Raw genomic sequence first — 17,801 nt, forward strand, 5'->3', positions numbered from 1 at the left:
TTTGCGTACACCTGATAATCCACAGGTGTACTGGGTTGGCGTAGGAGCTGCCGTAGGCTGCGATCTGTTGGCGGCACACGCTTGTCTATACAACCCCGCCCGTCGCAACAATCGGATTTAAAAGTCTTTTTGCCATTTCCAGTGCTGTATCCTCTACAAGCTTTTTTAACATCGCGGATTTACCAGCGATATAAAAACAGACCTTGCGAGGAGCGACGACGATGCATGAGATACCTAATCTCCCCTTCCCAAGCCTGCACGAGACTGAGCAGACAACCCCACAACAAGCCGGTGCTCAACAGCCCGAGCCGAATGAATCAGTTGATCGCCTCAAGGCTGATAGCGAAGACTGAGTGAGCTACCCAGACCGTGTGGAAAGCGCTAAATGATGCGCTTTCCACACAGCCTGAACGCCAGTCCTTCCGAGAACCGAACCATGACCGACAACTTCAGCGAAACCCAAGCCAGCGTGCTGATCGGCACCGCTGAAAAGATGATCGAGGTCTGGAATCGCCTAAGCCCGGAGAAACAAGCCGCCCTGCTGGCCCGTTTCGGCAATCAGGAAAATGCCCTGGCTGCTCTGGTCACCACGCAATTGCTGGCTCCCGGCAAATCCTGATCGCTCTTCCCTGAATCAATTCGCCGCCGCAACTTCGGGTCGGCGCGATAGTTTTTCATTTCCCCGCCCTGCATCGTCACAACCACCGGTATCATAAGCAGCCTATCTATCCTGCTGCGCCAGTGGACCTCTCCCCATGCCAGATACCCAGCGCCCCATGGCGGTCACGCTGCAAGTCGTTTCCATCGTACTTTTCACCTTCATCGGTTACCTGAACATCGGTATTCCCCTGGCCGTGCTGCCGGGTTACGTGCACAGCGATCTGGGCTTTGGCGCGGTGATTGCCGGCCTGGTGATCAGCGTGCAATACCTCGCCACCCTGCTCAGCCGTCCTTACGCCGGGCGCATCATCGACAACAAGGGCAGCAAACTGGCGGTCATGTACGGCCTCGCCGGTTGCGGCTTGAGCGGTGTGTTCATGCTGATTTCAGCCTGGACCCAAAGCCTGCCGACGTTGAGCCTGATCAGCTTGTTGATCGGCCGCCTGGTGCTCGGTAGCGCGGAAAGCCTGGTGGGCGCCGGCTCGATTGGCTGGGGCATCGGCCGGGTCGGCGCGGCGAACACCGCCAAGGTCATCTCCTGGAACGGTATCGCCAGTTACGGCGCATTGGCCATCGGCGCACCACTGGGCGTGCTGCTGGTCAATCAATTGGGACTGTGGAGCATGGGCGTGAGCATTCTGCTGCTGGCGGCGCTTGGCCTGTTGCTGGCTTGGCCTAAAACAGCTGCACCGATTGTCGTCGGTGAACGCCTGCCGTTCATGCATGTGCTGGGTCGCGTGCTGCCCCACGGTTGCGGTCTGGCGCTGGGCTCGATCGGATTCGGCACCATCGCCACCTTCATCACCTTGTATTACGCCACTCAGCATTGGTCCAACGCGGTGTTATGCCTGAGTCTGTTCGGTGCCAGCTTCATTGGCGCGCGGCTGTTGTTCGGCAACCTGATCAACCGCCTCGGCGGGTTTCGGGTGGCGATTGCCTGCCTGTCGGTGGAAACCCTGGGGCTGTTGCTGCTGTGGCTGGCCCCTGACGCGAACTGGGCGCTGGCCGGTGCGGCGTTAAGCGGCTTCGGTTTCTCGCTGGTGTTCCCGGCGCTGGGAGTGGAGGCGGTGAACCTGGTACCGGCCTCCAGCCGTGGTGCGGCGGTCGGCGCCTATTCACTGTTTATCGATTTGTCCCTGGGGATCACCGGGCCGCTGGCCGGGGCGATCGCCGCCGGTTTCGGCTTTGCTTCGATCTTTCTGTTTGCTGCGCTGGCCGCCCTGGCCGGTCTGCTGCTCAGCTTCTATTTGTACCGGCAAGCGCCGCGGCACCTGTATGAAAAGCACCGGGAACAACGCGAAGCGGGCTAGAAGTCGACCTTGCCGCGCCCGGCCTTGATCGAGCCGCGTTTGGTCTTGGATTCCAGCCGTCGGGTCTTCGAACCCAGGGTCGGCTTGGTCGGGCGACGCTTCTTTTCGACCTTGGTGGCGCTGAGGATCAACTCCACCAGACGCTCCAGTGCGTCGGCGCGGTTCTGCTCCTGAGTCCGGTACTGCTGGGCCTTGATGATCAACACCCCGTCGCTGGTGATGCGACTGTCGCGCAGCGCCAGCAGCCGTTCCTTGTAGAACGGCGGCAGGGATGACGCCGGAATGTCGAAGCGCAGGTGCATGGCACTCGAGACCTTGTTGACGTTCTGGCCACCGGCACCCTGGGCGCGAATGGCGGTCAATTCGATCTCGGCATCGGGCAGATGCACATTGTTGGAAATCACCAGCATGGAAAAGGGTCCGGAGTCAGGGCGTTCAGGATACCGCGAATGATGTGCTGACTGGACGGGCCCTTTCGCGATCAAGCCGGCTCCCACAGGTTTTGTGTTGCACACAAAAAACCCGGCACAGGCCGGGCTTTTTGTTTCTGCATGATGCGTTATTTCACCGCAGAACCAGCCATCAGCGCCTGTTGCGCACTGCGCTTGTTCTTGATGCCGTAGCAGACCCACATGAACGCCACCCACACCGGGATCGCGTAGACCGAGATCTGGATGCCCGGGATCAGCAGCATGACGCCGAGGATGAACACCACGAACGCCAGGCAGACGTAGTTGCCGTACGGGTACCACAGGGACTTGAACAACGGCGTCTGTTTAGTACGGTTCATGTACTGGCGGAACTTGAAGTGCGAGAAGCTGATCATCGCCCAGTTGATCACCAGGGTCGCAACCACCAGCGACATCAGCAGCTCCAGCGCATGTTGCGGGATCCAGTAGTTGAGCAGCACGGCGACGAGAGTCACCGCGGCCGACGCCAGAATCGAACGCACCGGCACGCCACGCTTGTCGATCTTCGCCAGCGCCTTCGGTGCATCGCCCTGCTCGGCCATGCCGAGCAGCATGCGGCTGTTGCAATAGGTGCCGCTGTTGTACACCGACAGCGCCGCGGTCAAGACCACGAAGTTGAGGATGTGCGCCGCGGTGTTGCTACCGAGCATCGAGAACACTTGTACGAACGGACTGCCGCTGTAGGCATCGCCGGAAGCGTTCAGACTGGCCAGCAAACTGTCCCATGGAGTCAGGGACAACAGCACCACCAGAGCACCGATGTAGAAAATCAGGATCCGGTAGATCACCTGGTTGATGGCTTTCGGGATCACGGTCTTCGGCTGGTCAGCCTCAGCTGCGGTGAAACCGAGCATTTCCAGGCCACCGAAGGAAAACATGATGACCGCCATGGCCATCACCAGACCGCTGACGCCATTGGGGAAGAAACCACCGTGCTCCCACAGGTTGGTCACCGAAGCCTGTGGCCCGCCGTTGCCGCTGACCAGCAGGTAGCTGCCCAGGGCGATCATACCGACGATGGCCACGACCTTGATGATCGCGAACCAGAACTCGGCCTCGCCAAAGACTTTTACGTTGGCCAGGTTGATCAGGTTGATCAGTACAAAGAACCCGGCTGCCGATACCCAGGTCGGGATGTCCGGTGCCCAGTAGTGGATGTATTTGCCGACCGCGGTCAGCTCCGACATGCCCACCAGGATGTACAGAATCCAGCAGTTCCAGCCCGACAGGAAACCGGCAAAACCGCCCCAATATTTGTGTGCGAAGTGGCTGAACGAGCCAGCCACCGGCTCTTCCACGATCATTTCGCCGAGTTGGCGCATGATCATGAAGGCAATGAAGCCGCAGATCGCGTAGCCGAGGATCATCGACGGTCCGGCCGATTTCAGCACGCCGGCGGAACCGAGAAACAACCCGGTACCGATCGCGCCACCGAGGGCGATCAGTTGAATATGGCGATTCTTCAGGCCGCGTTGAAGCGTACCGGAATGCGAGTTTTGTCCACTCATGAAAAGGGTCTCACGCAAGGTTTGATGATGTTCGTTGGACGTTGCTGCTTGGGTACGAAATTAAGCAGCGGGGATCAAACCCCAGCGCAGGCACCAGGAGTTCAGCGTTTTTTTAACCGTCATGCGTCACCTGTTTGTTTTTATCTGTGACGAAATCGAACCCGACACGCTTGTGACGCGGCGGAGTGAACAAGGCGGATAGCCTTGAGTTTATTGGCCTTGGGCAATCGAACGGAGTGCTGGGAGCAAACGAGTCACGACAGCCGACAGGCGCAAATTGCGCGGATACGCAGTTGAGTCACAGTTAAAACGCCGCGCATTGTACACCCGTAACCCGCTGCTGCCAGACACCGCCTGATCAGCGCGTCGGTTGCCGGGATGGCACGGGGCCGTCTCGCGGGTCGCGAACGGCGGCAATAAAATGGACGAACCGTTGTGGGCCGTCAGTGGCGACGATGGGGGAATCATCGCTTGGGGAGAGTCGGTGGGAATGGATCATGGCGTACATTGCGCCTCCTTCTTGTTATGACCTGCACGACAGGCATGACGCGCATAACACCCTCACCAGCGTCGGGAAACAACCGGGGTAGAGCCTTGTGGCCAGTGATTTGCGTAGGGATTCGGAAGGTTTTCCTTACGGCGCAGGAGTTCAATCGATTTCATGGGTGAAAAGCGCGACATTCGTAAACATTTCGTTACGATGCGGAACACGAAATTTCCACTGCAGATCGGCGCAGGGATGGTGTTGTTGCCACTGTCGCCATCGCGAGCAAGCTCGCTCCCACAGTAAACCTGTGTTGATCGCAAAATTTCGAACACACCGAAGATCCAATGTGGGAACGAGCTTGCTCCGGGCGGCGTTCCGACGATGACGGAGGCAGGAGCACCGCTGTTCTGAAGATGAAAAAAAACGCCAACCCTAGGGTTGGCGTTTCTACTTATCGCTTGAAGCTTACCGCTGCTTCACTCCGGCTTGCGACGGCCAAAGCCTGGACGCTGACCCGAACCGGCCGGTGCGCCACGGCGTTTGCCCGATGGTGCATCCTTGTTGACCAGGACGATGCCCGGACGCTTGGACTTCGGCGCCGGCTTGGCTGGGCGCTTGGTATCGGACGGGCGCTCTGCCACTGGCGTACCGCGACTGGAATCGCTGCGACCGCCTGCTGGCGCGCCACGATCGCTACGACCACCGGTTGGAGCACCGCGACCGGTAGCCGGACGCGGAGTGCGTGGACCACGTACACCATCCTGACGCGATTCCGCAGGCTTGCGCGCCGGGCGCTCACCTTCGATATGCGGCTCACGGACTGGACGCGGGCCGGCGGCAGGTGCGCCAGCGGCTGGACGCAAGGTCCGTACGCGCTCGGTCTTGCCCACCGGACGCGACGATTTGCGCTGCATACGCTCAAGCTTGTCTTTGCTCTTGGCGTTCAGCTGCGGCATGGCAACTGGCGTCAAACCGACTTCGGCGCTGAGAATGTCGACTTCGTACTGGCTCATTTCGCGCCAGCGACCCATCGGCAGGTCAGAGTTGAGGAACACCGGACCGAAACGCACGCGCTTCAGACGGCTGACCACCAGACCCTGGGATTCCCACAAACGACGCACTTCACGGTTACGGCCTTCCATCACCACGCAGTGGTACCAGTGGTTGAAGCCTTCGCCGCCCGGTGCTTGCTTGATGTCGGTGAACTTGGCCGGGCCGTCTTCGAGGACTACGCCGGCTTTCAGACGTTCGATCATCTCGTCATCGACTTCGCCACGTACACGTACCGCGTATTCACGGTCCATCTCGTAGGAAGGGTGCATCAGACGGTTGGCCAGTTCACCGTCGGTGGTGAACATCAGCAAACCAGTGGTATTGATGTCCAGGCGGCCGATGTTGATCCAGCGGCCTTCTTTCGGACGCGGCATTTTATCGAACACGGTCGGACGGCCTTCAGGGTCGTCACGGGTGCAGATTTCGCCGTCGGGCTTGTTGTACATGATCACGCGGCGTACCGACTCGGCGGCTTCTTCGCGCTTGATCACCTTGCCATCAATGGTGATGGCGTCGTGCAGATCGACGCGCAGGCCAAGGGTGGCATCTTTGCCATTGACCTTGATGCGGCCATGGCTGATCCAGGCTTCTACGTCGCGGCGCGAGCCGACGCCGATACGGGCAAGGACTTTCTGCAGTTTTTCGCCTGCTGGGCCGATTTCCTGGCTGTCTTTCTGGTCTTTAACACTCATCTGGGCACCTCCCGGTGTGGTCTGTTCAGGCCTGGCCTGAAGAGTTGAAAGCTGGGTACTTGGCGAAGGGATCGCCGAAGGGTCGCGAATCATACGCTCATGAGGGCATTCGCGCATCAGAGACTAGCTGATCGAGGCAAGGTTATTTACTTTTCCGCCGACCGGTGGTGCGATCTTTTAGCGGCCTTTTCAATCCTCCGACATTCTTCTTTCGTTCTCGATCGCTTCGGCCAGCGCCTGGGCTTCGGCTTCTTCGTCGCTCAGATGCGGCATGTGCTGGTCCAGCGCCGCGACGGCGGCCAGGAGTTTTTCCCGGGCTTCGGCGACGCCGATGAGGTCGTCTTCCAGCTCTTGCTCGATTTCGGATTCAGCTTCAGCCTCGACCTGAGGCTCGGCCTCGATCATGGGCTCTATTTCGGCTGGAACTTCAGACTCGGTCTCGCTCTGCGCCCCATCCCGATGCAAATCGTCGAAATCGGTTTTGAGACCCTCTTCCATCGAATCCAGCTCCAACAGCAAGGTATGGAAACTGGTTTCGTCCTTCGGCTCTTCCGGCTCGGCGCTGGCGTCGGCCAGGTCTTGCAGGGTTTGCGGCACTGGCGCGTCGTCGAAGTCGAGAACCGGATCCGGTTCCAGCTCACGCAGCTCGGCCAGCGGTGGCAGGTCGTCGAGGTTTTTCAGGTTGAAGTGGTCGAGAAAGGCTTTAGTGGTGGCGAACATTGCCGGCTTACCCGGCACGTCGCGGTAACCGACGATGCGGATCCACTCGCGCTCGAGCAAGGTCTTGACGATATGAGTGTTGACCGCCACCCCACGTACGTCCTCGATCTCACCCCGGGTGATCGGCTGACGATAGGCGATCAAGGCCATGGTTTCGAGCATGGCCCGGGAATAACGCTGCGGCCGCTCTTCCCATAAGCGACCCACCCAGGGCGAAAACTTTTCGCGAATTTGCAGGCGATAACCGGAGGCGACCTCCTTGAGCTCAAAGGCCCGGCCGTCACAGGATTTGGCCAGAATCGCCAGGGCTTTCTTGAAGACCTGCGGTTCTGGCCGTTCGCCCTCTTCGAAGAGTTCGAACAGGCGCTCCATCGATTGCGGTTTTCCCGAGGCCAACAGAAAGGCTTCAAGCAATGGCGCCAGCTCGCGGGGTTCAGTCAGATTCATTGTTTCAGCTCGTTATTCGGCTCGCGCCCGCACATGGATAACCGCAAAGGGCTCATTCTGCACCAGCTCGACCAAGGATTCCTTGACCAGCTCGAGGATCGCCATAAAGGTCACGACTACACCCAGGCGCCCTTCTTCAGCGGTAAACAACTCGACAAAGGGCACGAAGCCGCCGCCCTTGAGACGTTCCAGCACATCGCTCATACGCTCGCGGGTGGACAACGCCTCGCGACTGACCTGATGGCTTTCGAACATATCGCCACGGTGCAGGACCGCGGCCATGGACATCAGCAACTCTTCCAGGCTCACGTCTGGCAACAGCTTACGCGCTCGGGCTTCTGGCGCATCGAGCTTGGGCACCACCACGTCGCGCCCTACCCGACTCAGGCCGTCGATACCTTCGGCGGCGGCCTTGAACCGTTCGTACTGCTGCAGGCGGCGGATCAGTTCGGCTCGCGGGTCGTCTTCTTCGGCTTCGATCTCGGCGGCGCGCGGCAGCAGCATCCGCGATTTGATTTCGGCGAGCATCGCTGCCATCACCAGGTACTCAGCGGCCAGCTCCAGGCGCACCGACTGCATCAACTCGACATAGCCCATGTACTGGCGGGTGATTTCCGCCACCGGGATGTCGAGGATATTGATGTTCTGTTTGCGGATCAGGTACAGCAGCAAGTCGAGCGGACCTTCGAAGGCCTCGAGAAAAACCTCCAGTGCATCCGGCGGGATATACAGGTCCAGCGGCATTTCCATGACCGCCTGGCCATAGACCATGGCAAACGGCAGTTCCTGCTGCGCCCCGGCCTGGCTCTCGACGGTTTCGACGGTTTCGACAACGGACATTCAGGCTTCGACCGTAAACGGTGTCGGGTCGCCACAGCCGACGCGGATCACTTCCGGTTCGCCGTCGGCCAGATTGATCACCGTGGAAGCTTTGATACCGCCGAAGCCGCCGTCGATGATCAGGTCGACCTGATGCTCCAGCAACTGGCGCATTTCATAAGGATCGCTCATCGGCTCGGTCTCGCCGGGCATGATCAGCGTCACGCTCATCAGCGGCTCGCCCAGTTCTTCAAGCAACGCCAGGGCTATCGGGTGGCTCGGCACCCGCAGGCCGATCGTGCGTTTCTTGGGATGCAGCAACAGCCGCGGAACTTCGCGGGTGGCATTGAGAATGAAAGTGTAGGGCCCAGGCAGGTGAGCCTTGAGCAAGCGGAAGGTACCCGTATCGATCTTGGCGAACAGCCCCAGCTGCGACAGGTCGCTGCAAATCAGCGCGAAGTTGTGCTTGTCGTCCAGTTGCCGCAAGCGACGGACACGCTCGATGGCGTTCTTGTCACCGATCTGGCAGCCAATGGCATAGGAAGAGTCGGTTGGATAGATCACCACCCCACCGGACCTGATGATCTCGACAGCCTGTTTTATCAGGCGCGCTTGCGGGTTTTCCGGATGAATCTGGAAAAATTGACTCACATTCTCTACCTGTTCAGACGGCGGCAATAACTGGGTCATGTTTGAACCGACACCAAAGCGGCGGCAGATCTTCCGGGATCGGGCGGTATTCGCCTATCTCGGACCAGCCTCCAGGTCCATGAAAATCACTGCCGGCGCTGACCAGCAGACCGAACTCTCGAGCAAGAATAGCCAAGCTACCCACTTGCTCGGCGGGTTGATGACCGTTGACGACCTCGATCGCATGGCCACCTGCTTGAATATAGTCGGCAATCAGGCGGCGACGTTTACTGCGAGTGAAATCATAGTGCCAGGGGTGCGCCAGACTGACCCAGGCACCCGCCGCGCGCAGGGTCTGGACGGTTTCTTCGAGGGTCGGCCAGTGCTGCTTGACGTCCCCCAGCTTGCCGGCGCCCAGCCATTTGCGGAACGCTTCGGCGCGGTCCTTTACAAAACCGGCACGCACCAGGTAATCGGCAAAGTGCGGACGGGCCGGGGCGTTTGCGCTGTCGCCCAACTCTTGCTGAATCGCCCGGGCACCTTCCAGTGCTCCGGGCATGCCCTTGAGCTCCAGCTTGCGACTTATTTCTTCGGACCGCAGCCAGCGGCCGTGGTGCAACTTGTCGATGGCCTCGACCAGTGCCGGGGCGTTGACGTCGAAACCATAGCCCAACACATGAATGGTCGCCCCGCCCCAGGTGCAGGACAATTCGACACCGTTGATCAGTTGCATGCCCAGCGAAACCGCCGCGCTACGGGCCTCTTCCAGGCCTTCGAGGGTGTCATGATCGGTCAAGGCCAGGACTCGCACGCCTCTCTCGAACGCACGCGCAACCAGTACCGCAGGCGCGAGGGCGCCATCGGAGGCCGTGCTATGGCAGTGCAAATCAACATTCACAGGACTCTGTAACCTCAAATCAGCTGGCGCTTTCGCAACCAAGGATGTTTGTTATTATGCCGCCACATCCTGCTTCTGGCTGCCACTGTGAAACAATTCATCGACTTCATCCCGCTGCTGCTGTTTTTCATCGTCTTCAAAATCGACCCACAGGTCGTCGACATCGCCGGCCACCAGCTAACTGTAGGCGGTATTTATAGCGCCACGGCGATGCTGATCATAAGTTCCCTGGTGGTCTACGGCGCGCTGTTCTTTTCCCAGCGCAAGCTGGAAAAAAGCCAATGGCTGACCCTGATCGCCTGCCTGGTCTTCGGCAGCCTGACCCTGGCCTTCCACAGCGAAACCTTCCTCAAATGGAAGGCCCCGGTGGTCAACTGGCTATTCGCCCTGGCCTTTGCCGGCAGCCACTTCATCGGTGACCGCCTGCTGATCAAGCGCATCATGGGCCACGCCCTGACCTTGCCGGAGCCGGTCTGGACCCGCCTGAACATCGCCTGGATCGGCTTCTTCCTGTTCTGTGGCGGCGCCAACCTGTTCGTGGCCTTTACCTTCCAGAGCTACTGGGTCGACTTCAAAGTCTTCGGCAGCCTGGGCATGACCGTGCTGTTCCTGATCGCTCAGGGCATCTACCTGTCGCGCCATATCCACGACACCGAAACCACTACGCCAAAAACCGAGGACTGACATGCTTTACGCAATCATTGCTACAGACGTCGCCGATTCCCTGGAAAACCGTCTGGCGGCACGCCCGGCGCACCTGGAGCGACTGCAACAGCTCAAGGCTGAAGGTCGCGTGGTACTGGCCGGTCCGCACCCTGCCGTCGACAGCAATGACCCCGGTGCCGCGGGTTTTACCGGCAGCCTGATCGTCGCCGAGTTCGACTCGCTGAGCGCTGCGCAAGCCTGGGCCGATGCCGATCCGTACATCGCTGCGGGCGTCTACGCCAACGTATCGGTCAAACCGTTCAAGCAAGTCCTGCCGTAAAATGTCCCCTGCGCGGTGAACCTTGTCGGTTCATCGCGCGCTCAAGCGCTCATTATTATCGTTTAACGGCCGACAACCTGCCCAACACTCGATTGGAATCAGGAGTTCCGATGCGCCAAGGTCCGCTGTGTCTGCTGTTGGTCATGTTATCGCTCGGGGTTACGGCCCATGCCGAAGAACGTTCTGACTCGGGTAGTTCAACGCCTCTGTCCTTGAGCGCTGACAGCCAGATCGCCGAGTTGCAGCAGCGCTTGAAAGAAAGCGAACGGCTGCGTGATGAGCTGAACAAACAATTGCAAAGTGCCGATAGCGAACGCGAAAGTGCCCGGCTGACCGCGCTGCGCCAAGAGAATCAGCGCCTCAAGCTGAAACTCAAGGAAGTGCTGGCCAGCCCCGTACCGCGACTGCTGACCGAACAGCAGCAGTGGTTCGTCACCGGTGCCGGGGTAGCGCTATTGGCCGTGCTCTGCGGTATCTTCGCCAGTGGCGGACGTAGACGACGTCGGCAATGGCTAAATTGAGTGAGTCATGAGCGACCTGTTACTGATAGATGATGACCAGGAGTTGTGTGAACTGCTGGCCAGTTGGTTGAGCCAGGAAGGCTTTCAGGTGCGTGCCTGCCACGATGGCCAGAGCGCTCGCCGCGCCCTGGCCGAAACCGCGCCGGCCGCCGTGGTGCTGGACGTGATGCTGCCCGACGGCAGTGGCCTGGAACTGCTCAAGCAACTGCGCAACGATCACCCGGACCTGCCGGTGCTGATGCTCTCGGCCCGCGGCGAGCCGCTGGATCGTATCCTCGGCCTGGAGCTGGGCGCCGACGATTACCTGGCCAAACCCTGTGACCCACGGGAATTGACCGCCCGCCTGCGAGCCGTATTGCGCCGCAGCCATCCGACGGCAGTGTCCAGCCAGCTCGAACTGGGCGACCTGTGCTTCAGCCCGGCCCGCGGCGTAGTCAGTATCGATGAGCAGGAGTACACCCTGACCATCTCCGAAAGCCGCCTGCTCGAAGCGTTGCTCAAGCAACCGGGCGAGCCGCTGGACAAGCAGGAACTGGCGCAGATCGCCCTCGGCCGCAAGCTGACCCTGTACGACCGCAGCCTGGACATGCACGTCAGCAACCTGCGCAAAAAAATCGGCCCCCACCCCGACGGACGTCCACGCATCGTTGCCCTGCGTAGCCGCGGTTATTATTACAGCCTCTGAAAGCGCCACATGAAGCCCCGCTGCTACGGGGGAACGCGTATATCCAGGCCGGCCGGTGTACACCGACCAAAAGCCAGGATCAAAAGATCGCAGCCTTCGGCAGCTCCTACAGTGGGATTGTGTACATCCGCAAGAGACAGGCCGGCTGTCAGGCCCCCTTCGCAGGCAAGCCAGCTCCCACAATGAATCTGTGTACATCCGCCCACCTCTTTACCCAAGCTTTACGCTTCGCTGACCGCCGCTGACCTTGATCTCGGTAATCTGCACACATCCGGACTCACCGGGAACCGAGACAAAGGAGATACACCATGCGCAAGACTCTTATCGCTCTGATGTTCGCTGCTGCCCTGCCGACCGTTGCCATGGCCATGCCAGAAGGCTCAGGCCCGATGGGTCCGATGGACGGCCCGCGTCACGGTCAGCACGGCCAGCACGGTAAAGGCCCTTACAGCGAACTGGACCTGAGCCGCGAACAGCGCCAGCAGATCGGCAAGTTGATGGGCGAGCAAATGCGTGCGCGTCACCAGTTGATCGACACCTACCTGGAAAAACTCCCGGCGGCCGAGCAGAAAGCCCTGAAAGATGAGTTGGCGGCCAAGCACCAGAAAACCGAAAGCGAAATTCGCGGCCTGCTCAAGCCTGAACAACAGAAGGAATTCGACGCCATCCAGAAAAAACACGCTGAGCGGCGCGCCGAATGGGCCGAGTTCAAAGCCTGGAAAGCGCAACAACCTAAAAAAGCGCAATAATGCGTTAGCGTTCACCCCCAGCCCAATGGTCCCCCGCCGTTGGGCTTCTTTGTTTGAGGACTTCCCGTGCGTTCATTGTTCTGGCGCATCCTTGCCAGTTTCTGGTTGGCCATTGCCCTGGTTGCCGGGCTGTCGATTCTGCTCGGGCACATGCTCAATCAGGACGCCTGGATCCTCAGCCGTCATCCGGGCCTCAATACCCTGGCCGAAGAGTGGACGCAGACCTTCGAGGCCCAGGGCGAAGACGCTGCCCAGGACATTCTCGAGCAGCGCAAACGCCAGTATCACATCGACGTTCAGGTGCTCAACGAAAGCGGTGACCCACTGGTACGTGGCACCTTTCCGCAGCGCGCCGCGGCCTTCGAAGCGCGGCGCAACAATGATGACCGACGCCTGCCCTGGCGGCGTCTGACAGTCGAATACACCAGCCCGAAAACCGGCGAAACCTATCTGTTGATCTACCGCATTGCCCATCCGGAACTGGATGCCTGGCACCGCGAAAGCCTGCTCTGGCCCCTCAGTGCCCTGGGGATCGCGCTGGTGGTATTGACCCTGTTCAGTTTGTTGGTCACCTTTTCCATCACTCGACCGCTCAGCCGTTTGCGCGGCGCGGTGCACGACCTGGGGCAGACCACCTATCAGCAAAACAGCCTGGCGCAACTGGCCAACCGTCGCGACGAGTTCGGGGTCCTGGCCAACGATTTCAACCGCATGGGCGCACGCCTGCAAAGCCTGATCGGCAGCCAGCGGCAATTGCTGCGCGATGTGTCCCACGAACTGCGCTCACCTTTGGCCCGACTGCGTATCGCCCTGGCCCTGGCTGAGCGTGCCGGTCCCGAAGAGCGGGAAAAGCTCTGGCCACGACTGACCCGCGAGTGTGATCGGCTGGAAGCCTTGATCAGTGAAATTCTGGTGCTGGCTCGGGTCGACGCCGACAACGCCAGCGCTGAAGAGATCGATCTCAACGGGCTGCTGAACAACCTGCAAAAAGATGCCCTGCTCAACTCGGCCGAGCAAAACGTCAGGCTCGAAACCGAATCACAGCTGAGCCTCAAGGGCTGGCCGACCATGATCGAACGGGCCCTTGATAATCTGCTGCGCAATGCTCAGCGCTTCAACCCGGCGGGGCAGCCGATTGAAATGCTGGCATTGCGGCAGGGGGAAAGGATTGTCATCAGCGTGCGCGATCATGGCCCGGGGGTTGACGCTGAGCATCTGAGCCAATTGGGCGAACCCTTCTACCGCGCCCCCGGACAGACCGCCCCGGGCCATGGCTTGGGGCTGGCCATCGCCCGCCGAGCGGCGGAGCGGCACGGCGGCAGCCTGATACTGGCCAACCATCCGGAAGGCGGATTTATTGCCAGCCTGGAGTTGCCGCTGGAGCCTGGGGCTGTGGTTCAGCCTTAAGCTATTTGGTGCGCCAAAAAGATCGCAGCCTGCGGCAGCTCCTACAGATCCGGCGTACATCCGGAAATTTCGGGTGTCCGCGGTCGGTGTAGGAGCTGCCGCAGGCTGCGATCTTTTGATCTTCAGGCCTTGCCCGACCAACCACTGACAAACTCGGCGACATCGACCTTCGGCGCCGTGCGCGGTTCATTCAGCGGCGTGCCCAGGTACAGGAACGCAATCACCTGTTCGTCCTCGGCCAACCCCAGGCCTTTGGCCACGTGCGCGGTATAGGACAGCTCGCCGGTACGCCACACCGCGCCGATGCCCTGGGCATAAGCGGCCAGCAAGATGCCGTGGGCTGCACAACCGGCAGACAGCAATTGCTCGGACTTCGGCACCTTGGGGTGATCCTGCAAGCGCGCGATGACCACCACTACCAGTGGCGCGCGCATCGGCATGGCACGGGCTTTGTCCAGCGCAGCCTGGGGTACTTCGCCGCCTTGCAGCTGCGCCGCTTCGGCCAGCAACTCACCCATTTGCTCGCGGGCCGCACCTTCTACTGTCAGAAAGCGATAGGGCCGAAGCTGATTGTGATCCGGAGCACGCAAAGCCGCCGCAAACAGCACCTCCCGTTGCGCCGCAGTGGGCGCCGGGTCGAGCAAACGTGGCACGGAAACACGGTTGAGCAAAGCGTCGAGAGCCTGCATCGGTCACCTCCTGAAAAAAATGTCCGGCTATTCTAGCGGGAACAGCCCGAAAGGTGCCGGTTTACATGCCCTGCGTCGCAGGTAGAATGGCGCCCTTCCCTTATCAGCCCGAGCGGACTTCATGGCGTTGCCGACCTTACGGATCATTGGTTTCATTATCGGCATCTTCCTGATCACCCTGGCCATCAGCATGGTCGTGCCCATGGCGACCCTGGTGATTTTCGAACGCACCGGCGATCTGCCGTCGTTCCTCTGGGCCAGCATGATCACCTTTATCGCCGGCCTGGCACTGGTGATCCCCGGGCGTCCCGAGCACATTCACCTGCGTCCGCGGGACATGTACCTGCTCACGGTGAGCAGCTGGGTGGTGGTCTGCGTGTTTGCCGCGCTGCCGTTTCTACTGACCCAGAAGATCAGCTACACCGACTCGTTTTTCGAAAGCATGTCCGGCATCACCGCCACCGGGGCCACGGTGCTCAGCGGTCTGGACAAGATGTCTCCGGGGATCCTGATGTGGCGCTCCTTGCTGCACTGGCTCGGCGGGATCGGCTTTATCGGCATGGCGGTAGCGATTCTGCCGCTGCTGAGAATCGGCGGCATGCGCCTGTTCCAGACCGAATCCTCGGACCGCTCCGAGAAAGTAATGCCGCGCTCGCACATGGTGGCCCGCCTGATCGTGGGTGCCTACGTCGGCATCACCATCGTCGGTAGCCTGGCGTTCTGGTGGGCGGGGATGAGCCTGTTCGATGCGATCAACCACGCAATGTCGGCGATTTCCACCGGTGGTTTCTCGACCTCCGACCTGTCTCTGGCCAAGTGGCCCGAGCCAGCGGTGCATTGGGTCGCGATCGTCATCATGATTCTCGGCGCCCTGCCGTTCACCCTCTATGTCGCCATGTTGCGCGGCAACCGTCGGGCACTGATCAAGGATCAACAGGTTCAGGGTCTGCTCGGTATGTTGCTGGTGACCTGGCTGGTGCTCGGCACCTGGTACTGGTGGACCACCCAACTGCATTGGCTGGAAGCCTTGCGTCACGTGGCGCTGAACGTGACCTCGGTGGTCACCACCACTGGCTTTGCGCTGGGCGACTACAGCCTGTGGGGCAATTTCTCACTCATGTTGTTCTTCTACCTGGGCTTTGTCGGCGGCTGTTCGGGCTCGACCGCTGGCGGGATCAAGATCTTCCGCTTTCAGGTCGCCTACATCCTGCTCAAGGCCAACCTTAATCAGCTGATCCATCCGCGAGCGGTGATCAAGCAGAAATACAACGGACACCGGCTCGACGAGGAAATCGTCCGCTCGATCCTGACCTTCTCGTTCTTCTTCGCCATCACCATCTGCGTGATCGCACTGTTGCTGTCACTGCTCGGTGTCGACTGGATGACCGCTCTGACCGGCGCCGCCGCCACGGTTTCCGGGGTCGGCCCGGGGTTGGGCGAGACCATCGGCCCGGCCGGCAACTTCGCCACCCTGCCGGATGCCGCCAAGTGGATTCTGTCGTTGGGCATGCTGCTCGGTCGCCTGGAAATCATTACGGTGTTCGTTCTGTGCATTCCGGCGTTCTGGCGGCATTGAGCACGGTCGGCGCCCCCAGCAGCCGCGCCCGGTACTCGCCGGGCGTGGCATCGAACCAGCGCCGGAAGGCCCGGAAGAAGTTGCTCGGGTCGGCGAAACCCAGCAGATAGGCGATTTCCAGCAGGGTCATGGCAGGCTGCGCAAGGTACTGCTCGGCCAGCTCGCGGCGGGTGTCGTCAAGCAGCGTCTGGAAGCTGGTGCCTTCTTCCTGCAAACGTCGTTGCAGGGTGCGTTGGGACATATGCAGGGTCTGCGCGACGGTGTCACGCTTGGGCTCGCCCTGGGGCAACAAGCGACACAACACCTGACGCGCCTGGTGGGTTACGCGACTTTCCGAGAACCGCGCCAGATATTCCCCGGCAAACCGGTCATGCAACAGCGCCATCGCCTCATTGGCGGTCGGTAACGGCGCCTCCATGTCCGCACGCTCGAAAATCAGCGCGTCGTACGGCGCATTGAACACCAAAGGCGCGTGAAAGGCTTGTATGTAGGGTTCAAGATTGAGCGGTTGTGCGCCCTGGACCAACACCTTGCGCGGTTGCAGGGTGCGCCCGGTCAACCATCCGCATAACGTCAAGGCGCAGGCCAGCGAGGCTTCGGCACTTTGCCGGGTCGGCGGCAGATGGTCGCCATGCACCGTCAGAATCAGCGCATAACCTTCAGGCAGAAGACGAAAGCTCAAGTCAGCGCTTTCGGCGATGATCCGCTGATAACGCACCAACCGCTCAAACCCTTCAGCCAGGGTCCGACTGGACATCAAGGCATAACCGGCGACGTGAAAGGACGCCGGGCGTACCACCTTGCCCATGTTCAAGCCGATGGCCGGGTTACCCGACCGTTCCACGGCAAGTTGCCAAAGCCGTGTCATCGAGTCTTGAGGAAAACGGGCATCCGGATCATCCAGAGCGCCATAGTCGAGCCCCAGCTGCTTGAACATTGTCCGGCAATCCAGGCCGTCCATTTCCAGTGCTTTGACAATCCCCATCGCCCAGCTTGCAGAAGTCGTTCTTTCGCTCATGGCGTCTTCTTAAATGATGAGCCGCATCCCACGGCCGATTTTCGAAGGATACTAAAGTGGCGCCTATTGTCACTGGCTGTAACCACTGATCACTCTAGACTTAAATAAGTTCCCCGCAGAACATTCGGCTATCAGAACAATAACCACAGAGACCGCAGTCGTGGATAACATCAAGCGTTTCAACAGCTTCTCTGAGTTCTACCCTTACTATTTAAGTGAGCACAGCAACAGCACCTGTCGCCGGTTGCACTTCATCGGCACCAGCCTGGTCATTCTGATTCTCGCCATGGCCATTGCCCAAGGGGCCTGGCTGCTGTTGTGGGCACTGCCCCTCGCCGGTTACAGCTTCGCCTGGGTCGGGCATTTCTTCTTTGAGAAAAATCGCCCCGCCACATTCCAGCATCCGCTTTACAGCCTGTTCGGCGACTTCGTCATGTACCGCGACATGATTCTCGGCAAAGTGCCGTTCTAGGAGAT

19 protein-coding genes are annotated in these 17,801 nt (G+C 60.2%); 10 read left to right on the top strand and 9 right to left on the bottom strand.

Annotated features, from left to right (window positions below):
- The first annotated feature begins 436 nt into the window (after positions 1-436).
- Both ACA064_RS23025 and ACA064_RS23030 read left to right on the top strand, forming a co-directional pair.
- Positions 437-619, top strand: a complete 183-nt coding sequence (locus ACA064_RS23025; protein ID WP_150804357.1) for a hypothetical protein — start codon at positions 437-439, stop codon at positions 617-619.
- 136 nt (positions 620-755) lie between these two features.
- On the top strand, positions 756-1,970 hold the full coding sequence (locus tag ACA064_RS23030; protein WP_497670185.1) for an MFS transporter: 1,215 nt from the start codon (positions 756-758) through the stop codon (positions 1,968-1,970).
- Here ACA064_RS23030 and arfB read toward each other — a convergent pair.
- The 7 genes from arfB to ACA064_RS23065 form a co-directional block, all read right to left on the bottom strand.
- Positions 1,967-2,380, bottom strand: a complete 414-nt coding sequence (gene arfB / locus ACA064_RS23035; RefSeq protein WP_497670186.1) for an alternative ribosome rescue aminoacyl-tRNA hydrolase ArfB — start codon at positions 2,378-2,380, stop codon at positions 1,967-1,969. The genes ACA064_RS23030 and arfB overlap by 4 nt on opposite strands.
- A gap of 149 nt (positions 2,381-2,529) precedes the next feature.
- Positions 2,530-3,948 (bottom strand): amino acid permease, encoded by a 1,419-nt coding sequence (locus tag ACA064_RS23040; protein ID WP_497670187.1) that lies wholly within the window; start codon positions 3,946-3,948, stop codon positions 2,530-2,532.
- 963 nt (positions 3,949-4,911) lie between these two features.
- Positions 4,912-6,180 (bottom strand): 23S rRNA pseudouridine(2605) synthase RluB, encoded by a 1,269-nt coding sequence (gene rluB, locus ACA064_RS23045; protein WP_497670188.1) that lies wholly within the window; start codon positions 6,178-6,180, stop codon positions 4,912-4,914.
- 189 nt (positions 6,181-6,369) lie between these two features.
- Positions 6,370-7,347, bottom strand: a complete 978-nt coding sequence (gene scpB, locus ACA064_RS23050; protein ID WP_497670189.1) for an SMC-Scp complex subunit ScpB — start codon at positions 7,345-7,347, stop codon at positions 6,370-6,372.
- 12 nt (positions 7,348-7,359) lie between these two features.
- On the bottom strand, positions 7,360-8,187 hold the full coding sequence (locus ACA064_RS23055; RefSeq protein WP_497670190.1) for a segregation and condensation protein A: 828 nt from the start codon (positions 8,185-8,187) through the stop codon (positions 7,360-7,362).
- On the bottom strand, positions 8,188-8,817 hold the full coding sequence (locus tag ACA064_RS23060) for an L-threonylcarbamoyladenylate synthase (protein WP_150804363.1): 630 nt from the start codon (positions 8,815-8,817) through the stop codon (positions 8,188-8,190). It abuts the gene before it with no gap.
- Between the two features lie 13 nt (positions 8,818-8,830).
- Positions 8,831-9,694, bottom strand: coding sequence for a PHP domain-containing protein (locus ACA064_RS23065; protein WP_497670191.1), 864 nt, complete (start codon positions 9,692-9,694; stop codon positions 8,831-8,833).
- Between the two features lie 87 nt (positions 9,695-9,781).
- Here ACA064_RS23065 and ACA064_RS23070 point away from each other — a divergent pair, with 87 nt between their 5' ends.
- From ACA064_RS23070 to ACA064_RS23095, 6 genes are all read left to right on the top strand, one after another.
- The gene (locus ACA064_RS23070) at positions 9,782-10,378 is read left to right on the top strand and encodes a septation protein A (RefSeq protein ID WP_497670192.1); all 597 of its coding nucleotides are present in this window, start codon (positions 9,782-9,784) and stop codon (positions 10,376-10,378) included.
- Position 10,379: 1 nt separating this feature from the next.
- Positions 10,380-10,679, top strand: coding sequence for a YciI family protein (locus ACA064_RS23075; protein WP_497670193.1), 300 nt, complete (start codon positions 10,380-10,382; stop codon positions 10,677-10,679).
- Positions 10,680-10,789: 110 nt separating this feature from the next.
- Positions 10,790-11,200, top strand: a complete 411-nt coding sequence (locus ACA064_RS23080; RefSeq protein WP_497670194.1) for an SH3 domain-containing protein — start codon at positions 10,790-10,792, stop codon at positions 11,198-11,200.
- A 7-nt stretch (positions 11,201-11,207) separates the two neighbouring features.
- A complete protein-coding gene (locus ACA064_RS23085; RefSeq protein ID WP_497670195.1) occupies positions 11,208-11,885 on the top strand; it encodes a response regulator transcription factor in 678 nt (225 codons plus the stop codon).
- A 308-nt stretch (positions 11,886-12,193) separates the two neighbouring features.
- Positions 12,194-12,634, top strand: a complete 441-nt coding sequence (locus ACA064_RS23090) for a Spy/CpxP family protein refolding chaperone (RefSeq protein WP_150644815.1) — start codon at positions 12,194-12,196, stop codon at positions 12,632-12,634.
- A 66-nt stretch (positions 12,635-12,700) separates the two neighbouring features.
- Positions 12,701-14,041, top strand: a complete 1,341-nt coding sequence (locus ACA064_RS23095) for a sensor histidine kinase (protein ID WP_497670196.1) — start codon at positions 12,701-12,703, stop codon at positions 14,039-14,041.
- A gap of 122 nt (positions 14,042-14,163) precedes the next feature.
- Here ACA064_RS23095 and ACA064_RS23100 read toward each other — a convergent pair whose 3' ends face one another.
- On the bottom strand, positions 14,164-14,730 hold the full coding sequence (locus ACA064_RS23100; protein WP_497670197.1) for a nitroreductase family protein: 567 nt from the start codon (positions 14,728-14,730) through the stop codon (positions 14,164-14,166).
- 121 nt (positions 14,731-14,851) lie between these two features.
- On the opposite strand from ACA064_RS23100, the gene ACA064_RS23105 reads away from it, so the two are divergent.
- Complete coding sequence (locus ACA064_RS23105; RefSeq protein ID WP_497670198.1) at positions 14,852-16,306, top strand: TrkH family potassium uptake protein; 1,455 nt, start codon at positions 14,852-14,854, stop codon at positions 16,304-16,306.
- On the opposite strand, the gene ACA064_RS23110 is transcribed toward ACA064_RS23105, so the two are convergent.
- Positions 16,263-17,324, bottom strand: coding sequence for an AraC family transcriptional regulator (locus ACA064_RS23110; RefSeq protein ID WP_497670199.1), 1,062 nt, complete (start codon positions 17,322-17,324; stop codon positions 16,263-16,265). The two genes, ACA064_RS23105 and ACA064_RS23110, sit on opposite strands and share 44 nt — an antisense overlap.
- A gap of 160 nt (positions 17,325-17,484) precedes the next feature.
- Here ACA064_RS23110 and ACA064_RS23115 point away from each other — a divergent pair, with 160 nt between their 5' ends.
- On the top strand, positions 17,485-17,796 hold the full coding sequence (locus ACA064_RS23115; RefSeq protein ID WP_497670200.1) for an Mpo1-like protein: 312 nt from the start codon (positions 17,485-17,487) through the stop codon (positions 17,794-17,796).
- Positions 17,797-17,801 lie beyond the last annotated feature (5 nt).

The sequence above is a fragment of the Pseudomonas sp. LBUM1658 genome, from assembly GCF_059716055.1.

Coding starts and splice junctions, on each gene's coding strand:
- ACA064_RS23025 (WP_150804357.1), top strand. CDS start 437: ATGACCGACAACTTCAGCGAAACCCAAGCCAGCGTGCTGATCGGCACC.
- ACA064_RS23030 (WP_497670185.1), top strand. CDS start 756: ATGCCAGATACCCAGCGCCCCATGGCGGTCACGCTGCAAGTCGTTTCC.
- arfB (WP_497670186.1), bottom strand. CDS start 2,380: ATGCTGGTGATTTCCAACAATGTGCATCTGCCCGATGCCGAGATCGAA.
- ACA064_RS23040 (WP_497670187.1), bottom strand. CDS start 3,948: ATGAGTGGACAAAACTCGCATTCCGGTACGCTTCAACGCGGCCTGAAG.
- rluB (WP_497670188.1), bottom strand. CDS start 6,180: ATGAGTGTTAAAGACCAGAAAGACAGCCAGGAAATCGGCCCAGCAGGC.
- scpB (WP_497670189.1), bottom strand. CDS start 7,347: ATGAATCTGACTGAACCCCGCGAGCTGGCGCCATTGCTTGAAGCCTTT.
- ACA064_RS23055 (WP_497670190.1), bottom strand. CDS start 8,187: ATGTCCGTTGTCGAAACCGTCGAAACCGTCGAGAGCCAGGCCGGGGCG.
- ACA064_RS23075 (WP_497670193.1), top strand. CDS start 10,380: ATGCTTTACGCAATCATTGCTACAGACGTCGCCGATTCCCTGGAAAAC.
- ACA064_RS23080 (WP_497670194.1), top strand. CDS start 10,790: ATGCGCCAAGGTCCGCTGTGTCTGCTGTTGGTCATGTTATCGCTCGGG.
- ACA064_RS23085 (WP_497670195.1), top strand. CDS start 11,208: ATGAGCGACCTGTTACTGATAGATGATGACCAGGAGTTGTGTGAACTG.
- ACA064_RS23090 (WP_150644815.1), top strand. CDS start 12,194: ATGCGCAAGACTCTTATCGCTCTGATGTTCGCTGCTGCCCTGCCGACC.
- ACA064_RS23100 (WP_497670197.1), bottom strand. CDS start 14,730: ATGCAGGCTCTCGACGCTTTGCTCAACCGTGTTTCCGTGCCACGTTTG.
- ACA064_RS23105 (WP_497670198.1), top strand. CDS start 14,852: ATGGCGTTGCCGACCTTACGGATCATTGGTTTCATTATCGGCATCTTC.
- ACA064_RS23110 (WP_497670199.1), bottom strand. CDS start 17,324: ATGAGCGAAAGAACGACTTCTGCAAGCTGGGCGATGGGGATTGTCAAA.